This window comes from Rahnella victoriana, assembly GCF_004330295.1.
Taxonomy (GTDB): Bacteria; Pseudomonadota; Gammaproteobacteria; order Enterobacterales; family Enterobacteriaceae; genus Rahnella; species Rahnella victoriana.
The window spans coordinates 15,759-31,341 of record NZ_SJOJ01000029.1 but is presented as its reverse complement, the minus strand read 5'-3'; the positions used below and the strand labels follow the sequence as shown (position 1 = coordinate 31,341).

Annotated in this window: 11 protein-coding genes; 8 read left to right on the top strand and 3 right to left on the bottom strand. The window is 52.1% G+C overall.

The window, feature by feature from the left end; genetic code table 11:
- Positions 1 to 146 precede the first annotated feature (146 nt).
- Positions 147 to 1,517, bottom strand: a complete 1,371-nt coding sequence (aroP, locus tag EYY67_RS20405) for an aromatic amino acid transporter AroP (RefSeq protein WP_095924669.1) — start codon at positions 1,515 to 1,517, stop codon at positions 147 to 149.
- A gap of 428 nt (positions 1,518 to 1,945) precedes the next feature.
- On the opposite strand from aroP, the gene pdhR reads away from it, so the two are divergent.
- The 8 genes from pdhR (at position 1,946) to EYY67_RS20365 (ending at position 14,219) form a co-directional block, all read left to right on the top strand.
- Positions 1,946 to 2,716 (top strand): pyruvate dehydrogenase complex transcriptional repressor PdhR, encoded by a 771-nt coding sequence (gene pdhR / locus EYY67_RS20400; protein WP_013576986.1) that lies wholly within the window; start codon positions 1,946 to 1,948, stop codon positions 2,714 to 2,716.
- Between the two features lie 162 nt (positions 2,717 to 2,878).
- On the top strand, positions 2,879 to 5,542 hold the full coding sequence (gene aceE / locus EYY67_RS20395; RefSeq protein ID WP_095924670.1) for a pyruvate dehydrogenase (acetyl-transferring), homodimeric type: 2,664 nt from the start codon (positions 2,879 to 2,881) through the stop codon (positions 5,540 to 5,542).
- Between the two features lie 13 nt (positions 5,543 to 5,555).
- The gene (gene aceF, locus EYY67_RS20390) at positions 5,556 to 7,463 is read left to right on the top strand and encodes a pyruvate dehydrogenase complex dihydrolipoyllysine-residue acetyltransferase (protein ID WP_131694276.1); all 1,908 of its coding nucleotides are present in this window, start codon (positions 5,556 to 5,558) and stop codon (positions 7,461 to 7,463) included.
- 212 nt (positions 7,464 to 7,675) lie between these two features.
- Positions 7,676 to 9,100, top strand: a complete 1,425-nt coding sequence (gene lpdA / locus EYY67_RS20385) for a dihydrolipoyl dehydrogenase (protein ID WP_162928680.1) — start codon at positions 7,676 to 7,678, stop codon at positions 9,098 to 9,100.
- A gap of 259 nt (positions 9,101 to 9,359) precedes the next feature.
- A complete protein-coding gene (locus EYY67_RS20380) occupies positions 9,360 to 9,884 on the top strand; it encodes a fimbrial protein (RefSeq protein WP_131694275.1) in 525 nt (174 codons plus the stop codon).
- A gap of 107 nt (positions 9,885 to 9,991) precedes the next feature.
- Complete coding sequence (locus EYY67_RS20375; protein ID WP_131694274.1) at positions 9,992 to 10,705, top strand: fimbrial biogenesis chaperone; 714 nt, start codon at positions 9,992 to 9,994, stop codon at positions 10,703 to 10,705.
- Between the two features lie 8 nt (positions 10,706 to 10,713).
- Complete coding sequence (locus EYY67_RS20370) at positions 10,714 to 13,227, top strand: fimbria/pilus outer membrane usher protein (RefSeq protein ID WP_131694273.1); 2,514 nt, start codon at positions 10,714 to 10,716, stop codon at positions 13,225 to 13,227.
- Positions 13,228 to 13,235: 8 nt separating this feature from the next.
- The gene (locus EYY67_RS20365; protein ID WP_229920922.1) at positions 13,236 to 14,219 is read left to right on the top strand and encodes a fimbrial protein; all 984 of its coding nucleotides are present in this window, start codon (positions 13,236 to 13,238) and stop codon (positions 14,217 to 14,219) included.
- 75 nt (positions 14,220 to 14,294) lie between these two features.
- Here the strand turns inward: EYY67_RS20365 and EYY67_RS20360 are convergent, their stop codons facing one another.
- Together EYY67_RS20360 and EYY67_RS20355 are read right to left on the bottom strand one after the other, a co-directional pair.
- The gene (locus EYY67_RS20360) at positions 14,295 to 14,810 is read right to left on the bottom strand and encodes a hypothetical protein (protein WP_131694272.1); all 516 of its coding nucleotides are present in this window, start codon (positions 14,808 to 14,810) and stop codon (positions 14,295 to 14,297) included.
- Between the two features lie 19 nt (positions 14,811 to 14,829).
- On the bottom strand, positions 14,830 to 15,153 hold the full coding sequence (locus EYY67_RS20355) for a hypothetical protein (protein WP_131694271.1): 324 nt from the start codon (positions 15,151 to 15,153) through the stop codon (positions 14,830 to 14,832).
- Positions 15,154 to 15,583 lie beyond the last annotated feature (430 nt).

The following is a 15,583-nucleotide window of genomic DNA, read 5'->3' as shown; positions in this document are numbered from 1 at the left end:
GGCCGGAGAAGGGAATAAGAGTCAGGAGGTAAGAGTCATGAAGATGGACGATTTGGTCATCTCAGAAAAAGTGTGACCTGTATAACAAGACGCCCCGGCAAATGACTTAACCGGGGCGTCTGAGGATTTTAAATTATGACTCTTGCTTAAGCGTTAACGGATTTCCCACTTTGCTGATTTTTGATCCAGTAACCAATACCCAGAATCACCAGCCAGACAGGGATCAGCCATACGGAGATCGCCATGCCAGGAGTGATCGCCATGATCACCAGAATCGCGGCCATAAACAGCAGGCAGATGTAGTTACCCACCGGATACAGCAACGCTTTGAACTTAGGTTCTACGCCTTCGCGACGCTTCGCCTGACGGAATTTCATGTGTGCCAGGCTGATCATCGCCCAGTTGATCACCAGGGCAGACACCACCAGCGCCATCAGCAAGCCAAACGCTTCGCCCGGCATCAGGTAGTTGATCAGAACGCACAGTGCGGTGGTGGCAGCAGAAACGAGGATGGAAGCCACCGGCACGCCACGTTTATCGACTTTCAGCAGGGCTTTTGGCGCATTTCCCTGACGGGCAAGGCCAAACAGCATGCGGCTGTTGCAGTAAACACAGCTGTTATAGACCGACAGCGCGGCTGTCAGAATGACGACGTTCAGGGCATTCGCCACCAGCGCATCACCCAGTTCATGGAAGATCAGCACGAACGGGCTGGTATCCGGTCCGACGCGGGTCCATGGCATCAGGGAAAGCAGGACAGCCAGTGAGCCCACATAGAAAATCAGGATGCGGTAGATAACCTGATTGGTCGCTTTCGGAATGCTGACTTCCGGATTATCCGCTTCAGCCGCCGTGATACCGACCAGCTCCAGACCACCGAAGGAGAACATGATGATCGCCATCATCATCACCAGCCCGGTCATGCCATGCGGCAGGAAACCGCCTTGCTCCCACAGGTTGCGCACTGTGGCTTGCGGACCTGCGGTGTCGCTGAACAGCAGCCAGCCGCCGAACAGAATCATCGCCACAACGGCGACCACTTTGATGATGGCAAACCAGAACTCCATCTCACCAAAGACTTTAACGTTAGTGAGGTTGATGGCGTTGATCAGCACAAAGAACGCGGCAGCAGAAACCCATGTCGGGATTTCCGGCCACCAGAATTGAATATATTTACCGACGGCGGTCAGCTCGGCCATGGCGACCAGAACGTACAATACCCAGTAGTTCCAGCCGGAAGCAAACCCGGCAAACCCGCCCCAGTATTTATAGGCGAAATGACTGAACGAACCGGCAACCGGCTCCTCAACGACCATTTCCCCTAACTGACGCATAATTAAAAAGGCAATAAAACCTGCGATCGCGTAACCGAGAATAATCCCCGGCCCCGCGGACTGAATGACGGAAGCGCTGCCCAGAAACAGCCCTGTACCGACGGCCCCACCTAGTGCAATCAACTGAATGTGACGGTTTTTGAGGCCGCGCTTCAGTTCATCGCCTTGTTGTTGATCAACCATTTACCTGTCCTCTGTCATTGGGGCAAAACCCCTAGCATTCTGCGTGTTAAAAAGAATGTAAGGCGATAATTACACTTTTTGTATTTATTTATTTACGGCTGGATTGTGCCTAAAAATCAGCATCATCTACCGTTGGGGGAAGAATAATGTTATGCGGAAAAGTTTGCACGGGGTTTATGCGTCATCTGCATAACAAATAATCAAATTGTCTGGAAATATGTTCTGGATCTTTAAAATGTGATCTCACGCAGCGCAAAAAATCTAAATGATAAAAATTTGTTAAATTGTGCGGGGTCGACGCATTTACTGGGTAGCCATATGGACACAAGGTGAATACTTTGTTACTTTACGGCCACGTTTTTTAAATTGGTATTACCAATTGACTCCGGCAACTTACAGAGTCGCTACTCGCAGAGAACCGCACATATATGGCTTACAGCAAAATCCGCCAGCCTAAGTTATCCGATGTGATCGAGCAGCAACTTGAGTTCCTGATCCTCGAAGGCACCTTGAGACCCGGGGAAAAGCTTCCGCCAGAGCGCGAACTGGCCAAACAGTTTGATGTATCGCGACCTTCTCTCAGAGAGGCAATCCAAAGCCTGGAAGGGAAGGGGCTACTCCTGCGCCGTCAGGGTGGTGGCACTTTCGTACAAAGTAACCTGTGGCAAAGCGTGAGTGACCCGCTGGCCGAGTTACTAGCCGACCATCCCGAATCACAATTCGATCTCCTTGAAACACGTCATGCCCTTGAAGGGATCGCTGCCTATTACGCAGCGCTTCGTGGCACAGAGGAAGATTTGCAGCGCATTCGCGATTGTCATGTGGTCATTCAGACCGCACAAGACAGCGGAGATCTGGACGCAGAAGCCGATGCGGTTATGCAGTATCAGGTCGCTGTAACAGAAGCAGCCCATAATGTGGTGCTGCTGCATCTGGTTCGCTGTATGGGGCCGATGCTCGAGAAGAACGTTCGACAGAACTTTGAATTGCTTTACTCACGCCGGGAAATGCTGGCAACGGTAAGCAACCACCGCGCCAGTATTTTCGAGGCGATTGTTGCACGGGAACCAGAAATAGCGCGTGCCGCATCACACCGTCACCTGGCGTTCATTGAAGAAGTTTTGCTGGATCTCAGCAGGGAACACACCCGGCGGGATCGGTCTTTACGACGGCTCCAGCAACGAAAAGATGAAAGTTAACCTTCAGGGTTAATTTTTAGAGCCTTCATTTGAGGGCTCGCGGCAACTACATGACGGGCCTGTCTTCGTGCGTTTTGTGACAACGAAGATCGTCTGAGAAAGAACGCAGGAAGACAGGCTCCAGTTAAACCAACGTATTAGAGACAGATAAGGAAAAGCACCATGTCAGAACGTGTAAATAATGACGTGGATCCGATCGAAACTCGCGACTGGCTACAAGCGATCGAATCGGTCATCCGTGAAGAAGGTGTTGAGCGTGCACAGTTCCTGATCGATCAGGTTCTCAGTGAAGCGCGTAAGGGCGGCGTGAGCGTCGCTGCTGGTGCAGCCAGCCGTAACTACGTCAATACCATCGCTGTTGAAGACGAACCTGAATACCCGGGTAACCTGGAGCTGGAACGTAACATTCGTACTGCTATCCGCTGGAACGCCATCATGACCGTTCTGCGTGCGTCCAAGAAAGACCTGGAACTCGGCGGCCACATGGCGTCCTTCCAGTCTTCTGCGACCGTGTACGAAGTGTGCTTCAACCACTTCTTCCGTGCGCGCAACGAGAAAGACGGCGGCGATCTGGTGTACTTCCAGGGCCACATCTCTCCGGGCGTGTACGCGCGTGCTTTCCTTGAAGGCCGCCTGACTGAAGACCAGATGAACAATTTCCGTCAGGAAGTTCACGGTCAGGGTCTGTCGTCTTATCCGCACCCTAAACTGATGCCTGAATTCTGGCAGTTCCCGACCGTATCCATGGGTCTGGGTCCGATCGGTGCCATCTATCAGGCGAAGTTCCTGAAATATCTGGAACACCGTGGTCTGAAAGACACCTCCGCGCAGCGCGTTTACGCGTTCCTGGGCGACGGTGAAATGGATGAGCCAGAATCCAAAGGGGCGATCACTATCGCGACCCGTGAGAAACTGGACAACCTGTGCTTCATCATCAACTGTAACTTACAGCGTCTTGATGGCCCGGTAACCGGTAACGGCAAAATCATCAACGAACTCGACGGCATCTTCTCAGGCGCTGGCTGGAACGTGATCAAAGTGATTTGGGGCAACCGTTGGGATGAACTGCTGCGTAAAGATACCAGCGGTAAACTGATCCAGCTGATGAACGAAACCGTGGACGGCGACTACCAGACCTTCAAGTCCCGCGACGGTAAATACGTTCGTGACCACTTCTTCGGCAAATACCCTGAAACCGCTGCGCTGGTCAAAGACATGACCGACGACGAAATCTGGGCGCTGAACCGTGGCGGCCATGATCCGAAGAAAGTCTTCGCTGCACTGAACAAAGCACAGAACACCAAAGGTCAGCCGACCGTTATCCTTGCGCATACCATTAAAGGTTATGGCATGGGCGACGCTGCCGAAGGTAAAAACATTGCTCACCAGGTGAAGAAAATGAACATGGATGGCGTGCGCTATATCCGTGATCGTTTCAGCGTGCCAGTGACCGATGAAAATCTGGAAAAACTGCCGTACATCACTCTGGATAAAGACTCTGCAGAATCCAAATACCTGCACGAACGTCGCGCTGCGCTGAAAGGCTACCTGCCGACCCGTCTGCCAAACTTCACGCAGAAGCTGGAAATGCCGAAACTGGAAGACTTCTCACAACTGCTGGAAGAGCAGAAGAAAGAGATCTCTACCACTATCGCGTTCGTCCGTGCCCTGAACGTGATGCTGAAAAACGACTCCATTAAAGACCGTCTGGTCCCGATTATCGCCGATGAAGCGCGTACTTTCGGTATGGAAGGTCTGTTCCGTCAGATTGGTATTTACAGCCCGAACGGCCAGCAATACACCCCGCAGGACCGTGAGCAGGTTGCTTACTATAAAGAAGACGAGAAAGGTCAGATCCTGCAGGAAGGTATCAACGAACTGGGTGCCGCGTCTTCATGGCTGGCCGCAGCGACGTCGTACAGCACCAACGATCTGCCAATGATCCCGTTCTACATCTACTACTCCATGTTCGGTTTCCAGCGTATCGGCGACCTGTGCTGGGCAGCGGGTGACCAGCAGGCGCGTGGCTTCCTGATCGGCGGTACTTCAGGTCGTACTACCCTGAACGGCGAAGGTCTGCAGCACGAAGATGGTCACAGCCATATTCAGTCTCTGACTATCCCTAACTGTATTTCTTACGACCCGTCTTATGCGTACGAAGTGGCTGTCATCATGCATGACGGTCTGGTGCGTATGTACGGTGAAGCGCAGGAAAACATTTATTACTACATCACCACGCTGAACGAAAACTACCACATGCCAGCCATGCCGGAAGGCGCGGAAGAAGGCATCCGTAAGGGTATCTACAAGCTGGATACGCTGGAAGGCAGCAAAGGTAAAGTGCAGCTTCTGGGCTCCGGTTCTATCCTGCGTCACGTACGTGAAGCGGCTGAGATCCTGTCCAAAGACTACGGCGTCGGTTCTGACGTTTACAGCGTAACGTCCTTCACTGAACTGGCCCGTGACGGTCAGGACTGTGAGCGCTGGAACATGCTGCACCCGACTGAAACCCCACGCGTTCCGTACATCGCCCAGGTGATGAGCGACGCGCCAGCGGTGGCGTCTACTGACTACATGAAACTGTTTGCTGAACAGGTTCGTACTTACGTTCCGGCCAGCGATTATCGCGTACTGGGTACGGATGGCTTCGGTCGTTCAGACAGCCGCGAAAACCTGCGTCACCACTTCGAAGTGGATGCATCTTACGTTGTGGTTGCTGCGCTGGGTGAATTGGCTAAACGCGGCGAAATCGAAACGTCTGTAGTGGCTGAAGCCATTAAGAAATTCGATATCAACCCGGAAAAAGTTAACCCGCGTCTGGCATAAGAGGTAAAGACAGATGGCTATTGAAATTAACGTACCGGACATCGGTGCAGATGCAGTGGAAGTCACCGAAATTATGGTGAAGGTGGGCGATAAGGTTGAAGCTGAACAATCGCTGATCACCGTTGAAGGCGACAAAGCTTCTATGGAAGTGCCTTCTCCACAAGCCGGCGTGGTCAAAGAAATTAAAGTTGCGGTCGGCGATACCGTCGAAACCGGCAAACTGATCATGATCTTTGACGCCGCTGACGGTGCTGCTGATGCAGCACCTGCGAAACAGGAAGCCAAAGCAGAAGCTAATGTTCAAGAGAACGCCGCCGCCGCCCCTGCTTCCAGCGAAAGCAAAGAAGTGAACGTACCAGACATCGGTGGCGACGAAGTTGAAGTCACTGAAATCATGGTCAAAGTAGGCGACACCGTTGAAGCAGAACAATCGCTGATCACCGTAGAAGGCGATAAAGCCTCTATGGAAGTCCCTGCGCCGTTCGCGGGTAAAGTGAAAGAAATCAAAATCGCTGCGGGCGACAAAGTCAGCACCGGTTCCCTGATCATGGTCTTCGAAGTGGCAGGTTCGGGTGCAGCCGCACCGGCCGCCGCTGCGGAAACTCAATCAGACGCGGCACCTGCGGCTCCGGCTCAGTCCGGCAGCAAAGAAGTGAACGTGCCTGATATCGGTGGCGACGAAGTTGAAGTTACTGAAATCATGGTAAAAGTTGGCGACAAAATCAGTGCAGAACAGTCACTGATCACCGTTGAAGGCGACAAAGCCTCAATGGAAGTCCCGGCACCGTTCGCGGGTACCGTGAAAGAAATCAAAATCGCTGCGGGCGACAAAGTCAGCACCGGCTCTCTGATCATGGTCTTCGAAGTAGAAGGCGCTGCGCCTGCTGCTCCGGCGGCTAAGAAAGAAGACGCGGCGGCTCCTGCGAAACAGGAACAAAAAGCGGCGGCTCCGGCAGCTGCTAAAGCTGAAAGCAAAGGCGAATTCGCTGAGAACGACGCTTACGTTCACGCCACGCCGGTTATCCGTCGTCTGGCCCGTGAATTCGGCGTTAACCTGGCGAAAGTGAAAGGGACGGGCCGTAAAGGTCGTATCCTGCGCGAAGACGTTCAGACTTACGTGAAAGACGCGGTCAAACGTGCAGAAGCCGCACCGGCTGCTGCCACGGGCGGCGGTCTGCCAGGCATGCTGCCTTGGCCGAAAGTGGACTTCAGCAAGTTTGGTGAGATTGAAGAAGTCGAACTGGGCCGTATCCAGAAAATCTCTGGTGCGAACCTGAGCCGTAACTGGGTAATGATCCCGCATGTTACGCACTTCGACAAAACCGATATCACTGAGCTGGAAGCGTTCCGTAAACAGCAGAACGATGAAGCCGCGAAACGTAAACTGGATGTGAAATTCACGCCAGTGGTCTTCATCATGAAAGCCGTTGCCGCTGCCCTTGAGCAGATGCCGCGCTTCAACAGTTCCCTGTCCGAAGACGGTCAGAAACTGACGCTGAAAAAATACATCAACATCGGTGTGGCGGTAGATACGCCAAACGGTCTGGTTGTTCCGGTCTTCAAAGACGTGAACAAGAAAGGCATCGCCGAGTTGTCCCGTGAGCTGATGGCGATCTCCAAAAAAGCCCGTGACGGTAAGCTGACTGCTGGCGAAATGCAGGGCGGTTGCTTCACTATCTCCAGCCTCGGTGGTATCGGGACGACCCACTTCGCGCCAATCGTTAATGCGCCGGAAGTGGCCATCCTCGGTGTTTCCAAGTCTGCCATTGAGCCAGTCTGGAATGGTAAAGAGTTCACACCGCGTCTGATGATGCCAATGTCGCTCTCCTTCGACCACCGTGTTATCGACGGTGCCGATGGTGCGCGCTTCATCACCATCATCAACAACGTGTTGTCTGACATTCGCCGTCTGGTGATGTAAGCGAAAAGCCGGCCAATCGGCCGGCTTTTTTCTGATAATCTCTTCATGCTGTTTGGGATTTTCGGGCGCTAAGCACAAATCGTATGCCGTTTGTTGTTTCAAATTTGTTAACAATTTTGTAAACTGCGGGCGGATAGAACGACCCGGTGGATGATGGGCGTTACGACATAAAAATGACGTCAGACCCGCCGGACATAAATTAAGAGGTCATGATGAGTACTGAAATTAAAACTCAGGTCGTGGTACTTGGGGCGGGCCCTGCGGGCTATTCTGCTGCTTTCCGTTGCGCTGATTTAGGTCTTGAAACCGTTCTGGTTGAGCGTTATTCCACGCTCGGTGGCGTGTGCCTGAACGTTGGCTGTATCCCTTCAAAAGCTCTGCTGCATGTCGCGAAAGTGATCTCTGAAGCAAAAGCACTGGCAGAACACGGTATTGTTTTCGGCGAGCCGAAAACTGACATCGATAAAGTGCGTGTCTGGAAAGAAAAAGTCATTAACCAGCTGACCGGTGGTCTGGCAGGGATGGCGAAAGGCCGTAAAGTCAAAGTCGTGAACGGCCTGGGCAAATTTACTGGCGCGAATACTCTGGTTGTTGAAGGCGAAAATGGTCCGACGACCATCACTTTCGACAATGCCATCATTGCGGCGGGTTCCCGTCCAATCAAACTGCCATTTATTCCACATGATGACCCGCGTGTCTGGGACTCCACCGATGCACTGGAGCTGAAAAGCGTTCCTGAGCGTCTGCTGGTAATGGGTGGCGGTATCATCGGTCTGGAAATGGGCACCGTTTATCACGCGCTGGGTTCTCAGATTGACGTGGTAGAAATGTTCGATCAGGTGATCCCTGCGGCTGATAAAGACGTGGTGAAAGTGTTCACCAAGAAAATCAGCAAGCAATTCAACCTGATGCTGGAAACCAAAGTGACCGCGGTAGAAGCCAAAGAAGATGGTATCTACGTCACAATGGAAGGCAAGAAAGCCCCAGCTGAACCACAGCGTTACGACGCCGTGCTGGTGGCTATCGGCCGTGTTCCTAACGGTAAACTGCTGGAAGCAGGCGCGGCAGGCATTGAAGTGGACGACCGTGGTTTCATCCACGTCGACAAACAAATGCGTACCAACGTGCCACACATCTTTGCCATCGGCGATATCGTTGGTCAGCCAATGCTGGCGCACAAAGGTGTTCACGAAGGCCATGTGGCTGCCGAAGTTATCTCCGGCAAGAAACACTACTTCGATCCGAAAGTCATTCCATCCATTGCCTACACTGAGCCAGAAGTTGCCTGGGTTGGCCTGACTGAGAAAGAAGCGAAAGAAAAAGGCATCAGCTACGAAACCGCCACCTTCCCGTGGGCAGCTTCCGGCCGTGCTATCGCTTCCGACTGCGCAGACGGCATGACCAAACTGATCTTCGACAAAGAGTCTCACCGTGTTATCGGTGGTGCGATTGTCGGCACCAACGGCGGCGAGCTGCTGGGTGAAATCGGTCTGGCAATCGAAATGGGTTGTGATGCAGAAGATATCGCGCTGACCATCCATGCTCACCCGACTCTGCACGAGTCCGTGGGTCTGGCAGCAGAAATCTACGAAGGCAGCATTACCGACCTGCCGAACCCGAAAGCGAAGAAAAAGTAATTTTCTCCTTTGCTGATAAACGCCTCTCCGGAGGCGTTTATTTTGCCTTTTTTCCTCTGTGGCACACTCCATACCCGTTCTCATTTATCTCATTACATCCTCATTCATTTATTTTCTTCCGCTTAATATTATCGATAAAATAATGTGAGGGGATGTGATTACCTCAAATATACCTGCTTGTTTAAAGTGAATGTATATCGCCAGCTTTGATAAATAAATCTGGTGGAGTTTATTCAATTTTAATCTCAGGTATTATTTCATGAAGAAGCGTAATTCTTTTATTTTACTTCTCGGCACTGTGTTGTGTTTTACCCATCCAGTGGCACATGCTGAGGATGGGACCATTAATTTCACCGGACAAATCGTTGCGGCGACATGCGATGTGAATGGCGGAAGTGGCGCAATCCTCAATGTTGATTTAGGCAACGTTGCCGCGACTTCGTTTACCGCCGCCGGAGATACCTCATCTCCGACAGCATTTACGATTGCACTCACCAAATGCCCAACCACCTTTACAGCTGCTGCGGTGAAATTCGGTGGCACCGCCGATGCAGTGGATAACCAGCTACTGGAAGTCACCGGTGGCGCGACCGGCGTCGGTATTGAAATTGCCGATAATCAGGGAGTCTCGATCCCGGTTTACACCGCCTCGCGTTTTTATCCCATTGATGCCACCGCCGAGGGCGTGGAGATGAACTTTATCGCCCGTTACAAAAGTACGGCGGCGACGGTAGGGGAAGGGGCGGCAAATGCGGTCTCTCAGTTCACCATCAATTACCAATAATAAGAACCAGAAATAACCTCCGCGTAATCTCATTAAACTGGCAAGGATGCCAGACCTTCAGACGCGGATGTCTTTTATTTTTATTGACGGAAAGATGAGGGGAAAATATGCGACTTCTTTTTATGATGTTATCAGGGATGTTATTTATTATTTTTTCTGCGCTCCCGGTTTATGCCGGTGTGATTACCGAAGCGACGCGGGTGATATATCCGGGTAACAAAAAAGAAGCCTCTCTGACTGTCAGTAATCAGGGTAAACAGGCCGAACCTTATCTGATCCAGTCCTGGGTTGATAATAACGGGCCTGACGGGCTGCAAAAATCCTCTGTTACGCCCCCCTTTGTAGTGACGCCGCCTTTATTTCGTCTGAATGCCGGAGAGGATAACAGTCTGCGCATTATCCGCACCGGCGGCATATTACCCGAGGATCGTGAATCCCTGTTCTGGCTGAATATCAAAGCCATTCCCCGTCTGCCTGAAAACGCCCCTGCCGGTTTATTGCAAATCGTAGTGAAGACCCGTCTCAAACTTTTTTACCGGCCAGCGGCGTTGCTCACCCCCGCAGGGCAAAGCGCCTGGCGGCAGCTGCAATTCAGCCGTCAGGCGGGGCAACTGCGGGTGACCAATCCCACGCCCTTCTACTTCACCTTTTTTAAACTGAAAACCGGCAGCAGCGCCGTGGCAACGGGTAACACTATGGTGCCGCCCTTTGGGCAAGCCACTTATCCCTGGCCGGCAGGCGCGGCAGGGAATGACGTCAGCTGGCAGGTGGTGAATGATTATGGCGGTGCCAGTTCAGTGGAAAAAACCCGGCTGCGCTGAGGCATGTTATGAAGAAAAATCATGTCGTTACGCCCCGGTCCTATTTTGCATTGCGGTCATGGCTGCTGGTGGGTTGTGCGCTGGGTATCGCAGAAGCCTGCGCGGATGATCGCTTCAATGTGCAGGCGCTGGAAATAGAACATCCCGGCGGGCCGGTGGATGTGTCGCAATTCTCCCGCGCAGGCGGGCAGACGCCGGGTGTCTATCGGGTGGATGTGCTGGTCAACAATGTGCTGAAAGGAAGGCAGGATGTGACGTTTATCGCCATGAAGGATAAGACGCTTTCCCCGCTTTTTACCCCGCAAGAATGGCAGACTCTGGGGCTGAGAACCGGCAGCATTCCGGCATTACGCGACTGGCCTGCACAGAAACCGGTGGAGGATTTCGCCACCCTGATGCCTGGCGTGGTCGGCCATTTTGATTTTTCCCATCAGAAATTACTGATCACCATCCCTCAGGAATTACTCGACACGCTGGCAAGAGGGGCGGTCAGTCCGGAATTATGGGATGAAGGCGCACCGGCTTTGCTGCTCAACTACAACCTCAGCGGCGCCCGTACCTGGCAAAACGCGGGCGGCAGTGACCAGAACCAGTTTCTGAGCCTGAGAAGTGGCGCTAACTGGGGCGGCTGGCGGCTGCGCAACTACAGCACATGGCGTTACAGCCGCAACATTGACGGACAATCACAGCAGGACTGGGACTCGGCATACAGTTTCCTCCAGCGAGACGTGCCGGTGATCAAAGGGCAGTTTATCGCCGGGGAGAGCACCACCCCGGCGGATATCTTTGACAGCTTTACCTTTCGCGGCGTGCAGGTATTTTCCGATGACAATATGTTGCCGGACAGCCTGCGCGGTTATGCGCCGGTGATCCGTGGCATTGCCAGAAGCAATGCGCAGGTGACGATTAAACAAAGCGGTATAGTGATCTACCAGACGTATGTGCCGCCGGGCGCCTTCAGCATTAATGATTTGTACCCGACGTCAGCGTCCGGCGATCTGGATATCACGGTCAGGGAAAGCAATGGGGAGGAGCGTCATTTCATACAAGCTTTTTCTGCCATTCCGATCATGCAACGTGAGGGCCGGTTGAAATACGCCCTGACGTTGGGGAAATACCGGGCGTATCAGTACGGTGGCGATGAACCGGGTTTTGTACAGGGATCACTGATTTACGGTCTGGGCTATGGCGTCACGCTGTTTGGCGGCAGTCAGGTGGCGGAAAACTACCACGCCGCGAATGCCGGTATGGGCAGCATGATCGGGGATCTCGGTTCTGTGTCGCTGGATACCACCTTTGCTGACAGCGAACTGACCGGCAATCACACCGCGCGCGGGCAGGCGTTCCGGCTGCAATATGCCAAAAGTGTGGCGGCTACCGGCTCGACGCTGTCGCTGGCGGGGATCCGCTATCGCGGTGATTTTTATCATTTCGGCGAGGCCGGTAACAGGCTGCAGGATGACAGTAATAACCTGTATTACGGTGCGCCGCAGGAACAGTATCGTCTGAATCTGACGCAGTCGCTGAACGGCGGAATGTGGGGATCATTGTCACTTTCTTACTATCAGCAAAAATACCGCCAGTCGCAGTTCAACCAGCGCAGTCTGGGCCTCAGTTATAACGTCAATATTGCCAGTATTGATTACGCCCTGTCAGTGACGGATAACCGAAGCTATGGCATGGAAAGCGATAAACAGATCGCCTTCAATGTCAGTATCCCTCTCGGCCGCTGGCTGCCGAATGCCCGTGCCACTTTCAATGTAAACAGTGCCGATCATGGCCGGACGCTTTATCAGGCGGGCGTCAATGGCATGCTTCTTGAGGATAACAATCTCTCTTACGCGGTCAGTGAAGGCTATGGCACCGATGGGCAGGGAAACAGCGGCGGTGCCAGCCTGAATTATCTGGGCAGCGCCGCCCAGCTCAGCGGAGGTTACAACTATAACCAGGACACCCAGCAGCTCAATTACGGCTGGCAGGGCGCCATTGTCGCCCATCCGTTCGGCGTCACGTTCTCGCAACCGCTGGTGAGTGATGTCTCGGCGATTGCGATTGTCCGTGCACCGGGCGCGGCGGGGGTAAAACTGCAAAATAATACCGGGGTTTATACCGACTGGCGCGGTTATGCGGTAGTGAATTATCTCAGCCCTTACAAGCGCACCCGCGTGGCGCTGGATACCACCTCGCTGGATGAAAATATCGATATCGATGACAACGTGTTGTCAGTGGTGCCGACGTCCGGTGCCGTGGTGATGGCCTCGTTTACCACGCGCGCTGGCAACCGGTTATTACTCACCCTGACCTATAACGGACAACCCGTACCTTTCGGCGCAGAAGCTTTTGCCGTGGGCGATGAACGCAACCGCGTCATTGTGGGCGAAAAGGGACAGGTGTATCTCAGTGGTTTGCCGGAGCAGGGGCGTATCCGGGTGATATGGGGCGGAGGGCAATGCGACGCGCCGTTTGCCTTCTCCGGTGCCGAAAAGGCGGCGGTCTCTCAGGCCAGCAGCGTATGTCGATGAGGCGTTTTATGAAAATAATGATACTGCTTGTCTGTCTTATCCTTTTTCCCAGCAAATTATGGGCGGCCTGCTCGACTTCTCCGGCCATGCCGCAGTCCTGGGATTTAAGTTCACTGGCGGTAACATCCTCTCTGCCTGTTGGGGCTGATATTCCCGGAAGTCAGCATACTTTCAATGTGAGCGGTACTTGCGGTACCAACGGGAGCAACGAACTCTCCGGCGACCCGGTCATCGCCTGTTACTACGGAACGGGTACAGAAATTTCGGGTTTCCCCGGTGTTTACTCCACCGGCGTTGAAGGGATCGGTATTGCCCTGACTAACTCCAGCGGACAACGTGTGGTAGGCGGCGGGGTAAGCTGCGATACGCGTAATACATCATTGGGTAGCCTTGACGGCAGTCTCAGCTATCAGATAGCGGTGACGTTATCATTAGTTAAAACCGCCAATGACATTGCGGATACGGCACTGGAGCAAAGCCAGACCCGTTTCGGACTGGGGGTGTATGGCAAATCAGGCATCGGGGGCGGGGGTGCCAACACACTCTCTTACACAGGCAATATCAATATCAGAACCGAAAGCTGTGATGTGCTGAATAACACCATTAATGTGTCTCTGGGTACGGTCTGGCCCGGGTTGTTTTCCAGTGCCTCCGCGGGCGGCGTCACGCCGGAAGTGCCCTTTAGCGTTGAACTCAATTGCGATGCCGGGGCGAATGTGAATATCCGTATCGACGGCACCGCCGATAATTCACAGGCTGCGGGAGTGATCGAAATCAGCAGCGGCGCAGAAGGGCAGGCAACCGGCGTCGGGATCCAGATACTCAAAGGCGATACGTCGCCGGTGATCCTCGGACAACAATGGGCAGTGACACCTTCTGCCAGCGAAGGAAGCCTGAGTATTCCCTTTTTCGCCCGCTACTATCTCAACGGACAAACACTCAGCAGCGGTGCAGCGAACGGCACGGCGACATTTACCATGATTTATTACTGAAAAAGGTCGCCTTTGCCGGCGACCTGAAGTGAGGTGAGTTCTGATAAAAAGTCCGATATGTACGATGGCGTCGGGCTATTTATCATCAAAATCATACTGCGGGCTGCTTTGGAATGAGGGGTAGGATCGGAGGTTTTTATTTTTTAAGCGTGCTTCAAGCTCCGTTCTGATTTTTAAAGGAAAGCTTTCATATTCTCTTTCCAGCCTTATATTTCCGGCAGGTAAAAAAGCAAAAATGTCATTATGAAGTGTTTTCATTTGTTGGCTGTAGACGCTGACTTCTGTGAGTGCAGCGTAGTAGTCAAATGCCCTGATCATAAACTGATGATGTTCATCCCCGGCGCATTGATCGATTTGAGCTGTGCCAAGGTATAAAACGGCTATGCTTACCGTTCGTTTATCAAAACCCCCGATATCCGCAGAAGTAATAAAGGGCCGGGATTTCATTTCAGTCAAACATTTCTCTAGTTTAGTGTTGAGGTTCTTGTAGGCTAAAAGGTACTTATCACGGCTATATTCGATATCTTCATTGATATGCGCAAGGCAAGGGAATGTCAGCGCGGGGATAAGTACCAGGAGGATTTTCTTCATACGGAACGTTCCTTGTTATTTAAACGCTTTTTTCCATGCACTTCCAGAACTCATGTTCTGTACCATGCGTGGCCGAAAATATCAGTAGCCTGTTTATTGAAAGGTAAATTTGGTTTTTGGCGTACTGGTCAAATGCTTCAGCTGAATGAAAGAAAATGCTAAAGTCTGTCTGGTTTATATAATAGCTGCTGGCTAATGCGCCGTTCTTAACAAAAATAGAATACATAACGCCTGATGTTAGCAAATATCTTCCTAAGTTGTAGAGTTCAAATTGCTTCCTGATAACCTGTATGGTTTTCCGGCTTTCATTTCCAAATGCCTCATTGCCATTGCATCCCATCATTTCATTTCTCCTTAAATTTCATATTAAATATCAATAGTTAAATTTCCATTATAAATTTTGTGCATTAAATAAACCTGTTACTTTCTTTCTACGTGGTCATTAAATAGTGAGGTGTGAAAAATATAACGAAGTTGTTTTTCTGAGCAATGGGTATTTCGGTCAATGAGGTGTTTTGCGATCCTGCGATAACTTCGCCGGTGATAAGATTGCTTTTCACTCACTTTCTGTTCAAGATGCATTCACCTGGTAGCGCTTTATTGTTTCAAATGCACTCTCTTCCTGGTGACTGCTGGCACCACGAAGATACAAATCGACCGTCCTTTTGGGCGGTTTTTTTGTGTCTTTTTTCTGCGTTTCCCGTCATTTATTCCCTTGTGCGGGCAGGGTTGTTGTGATGATCTAGAGGGCGAATTGGGATGAACAGCCGATC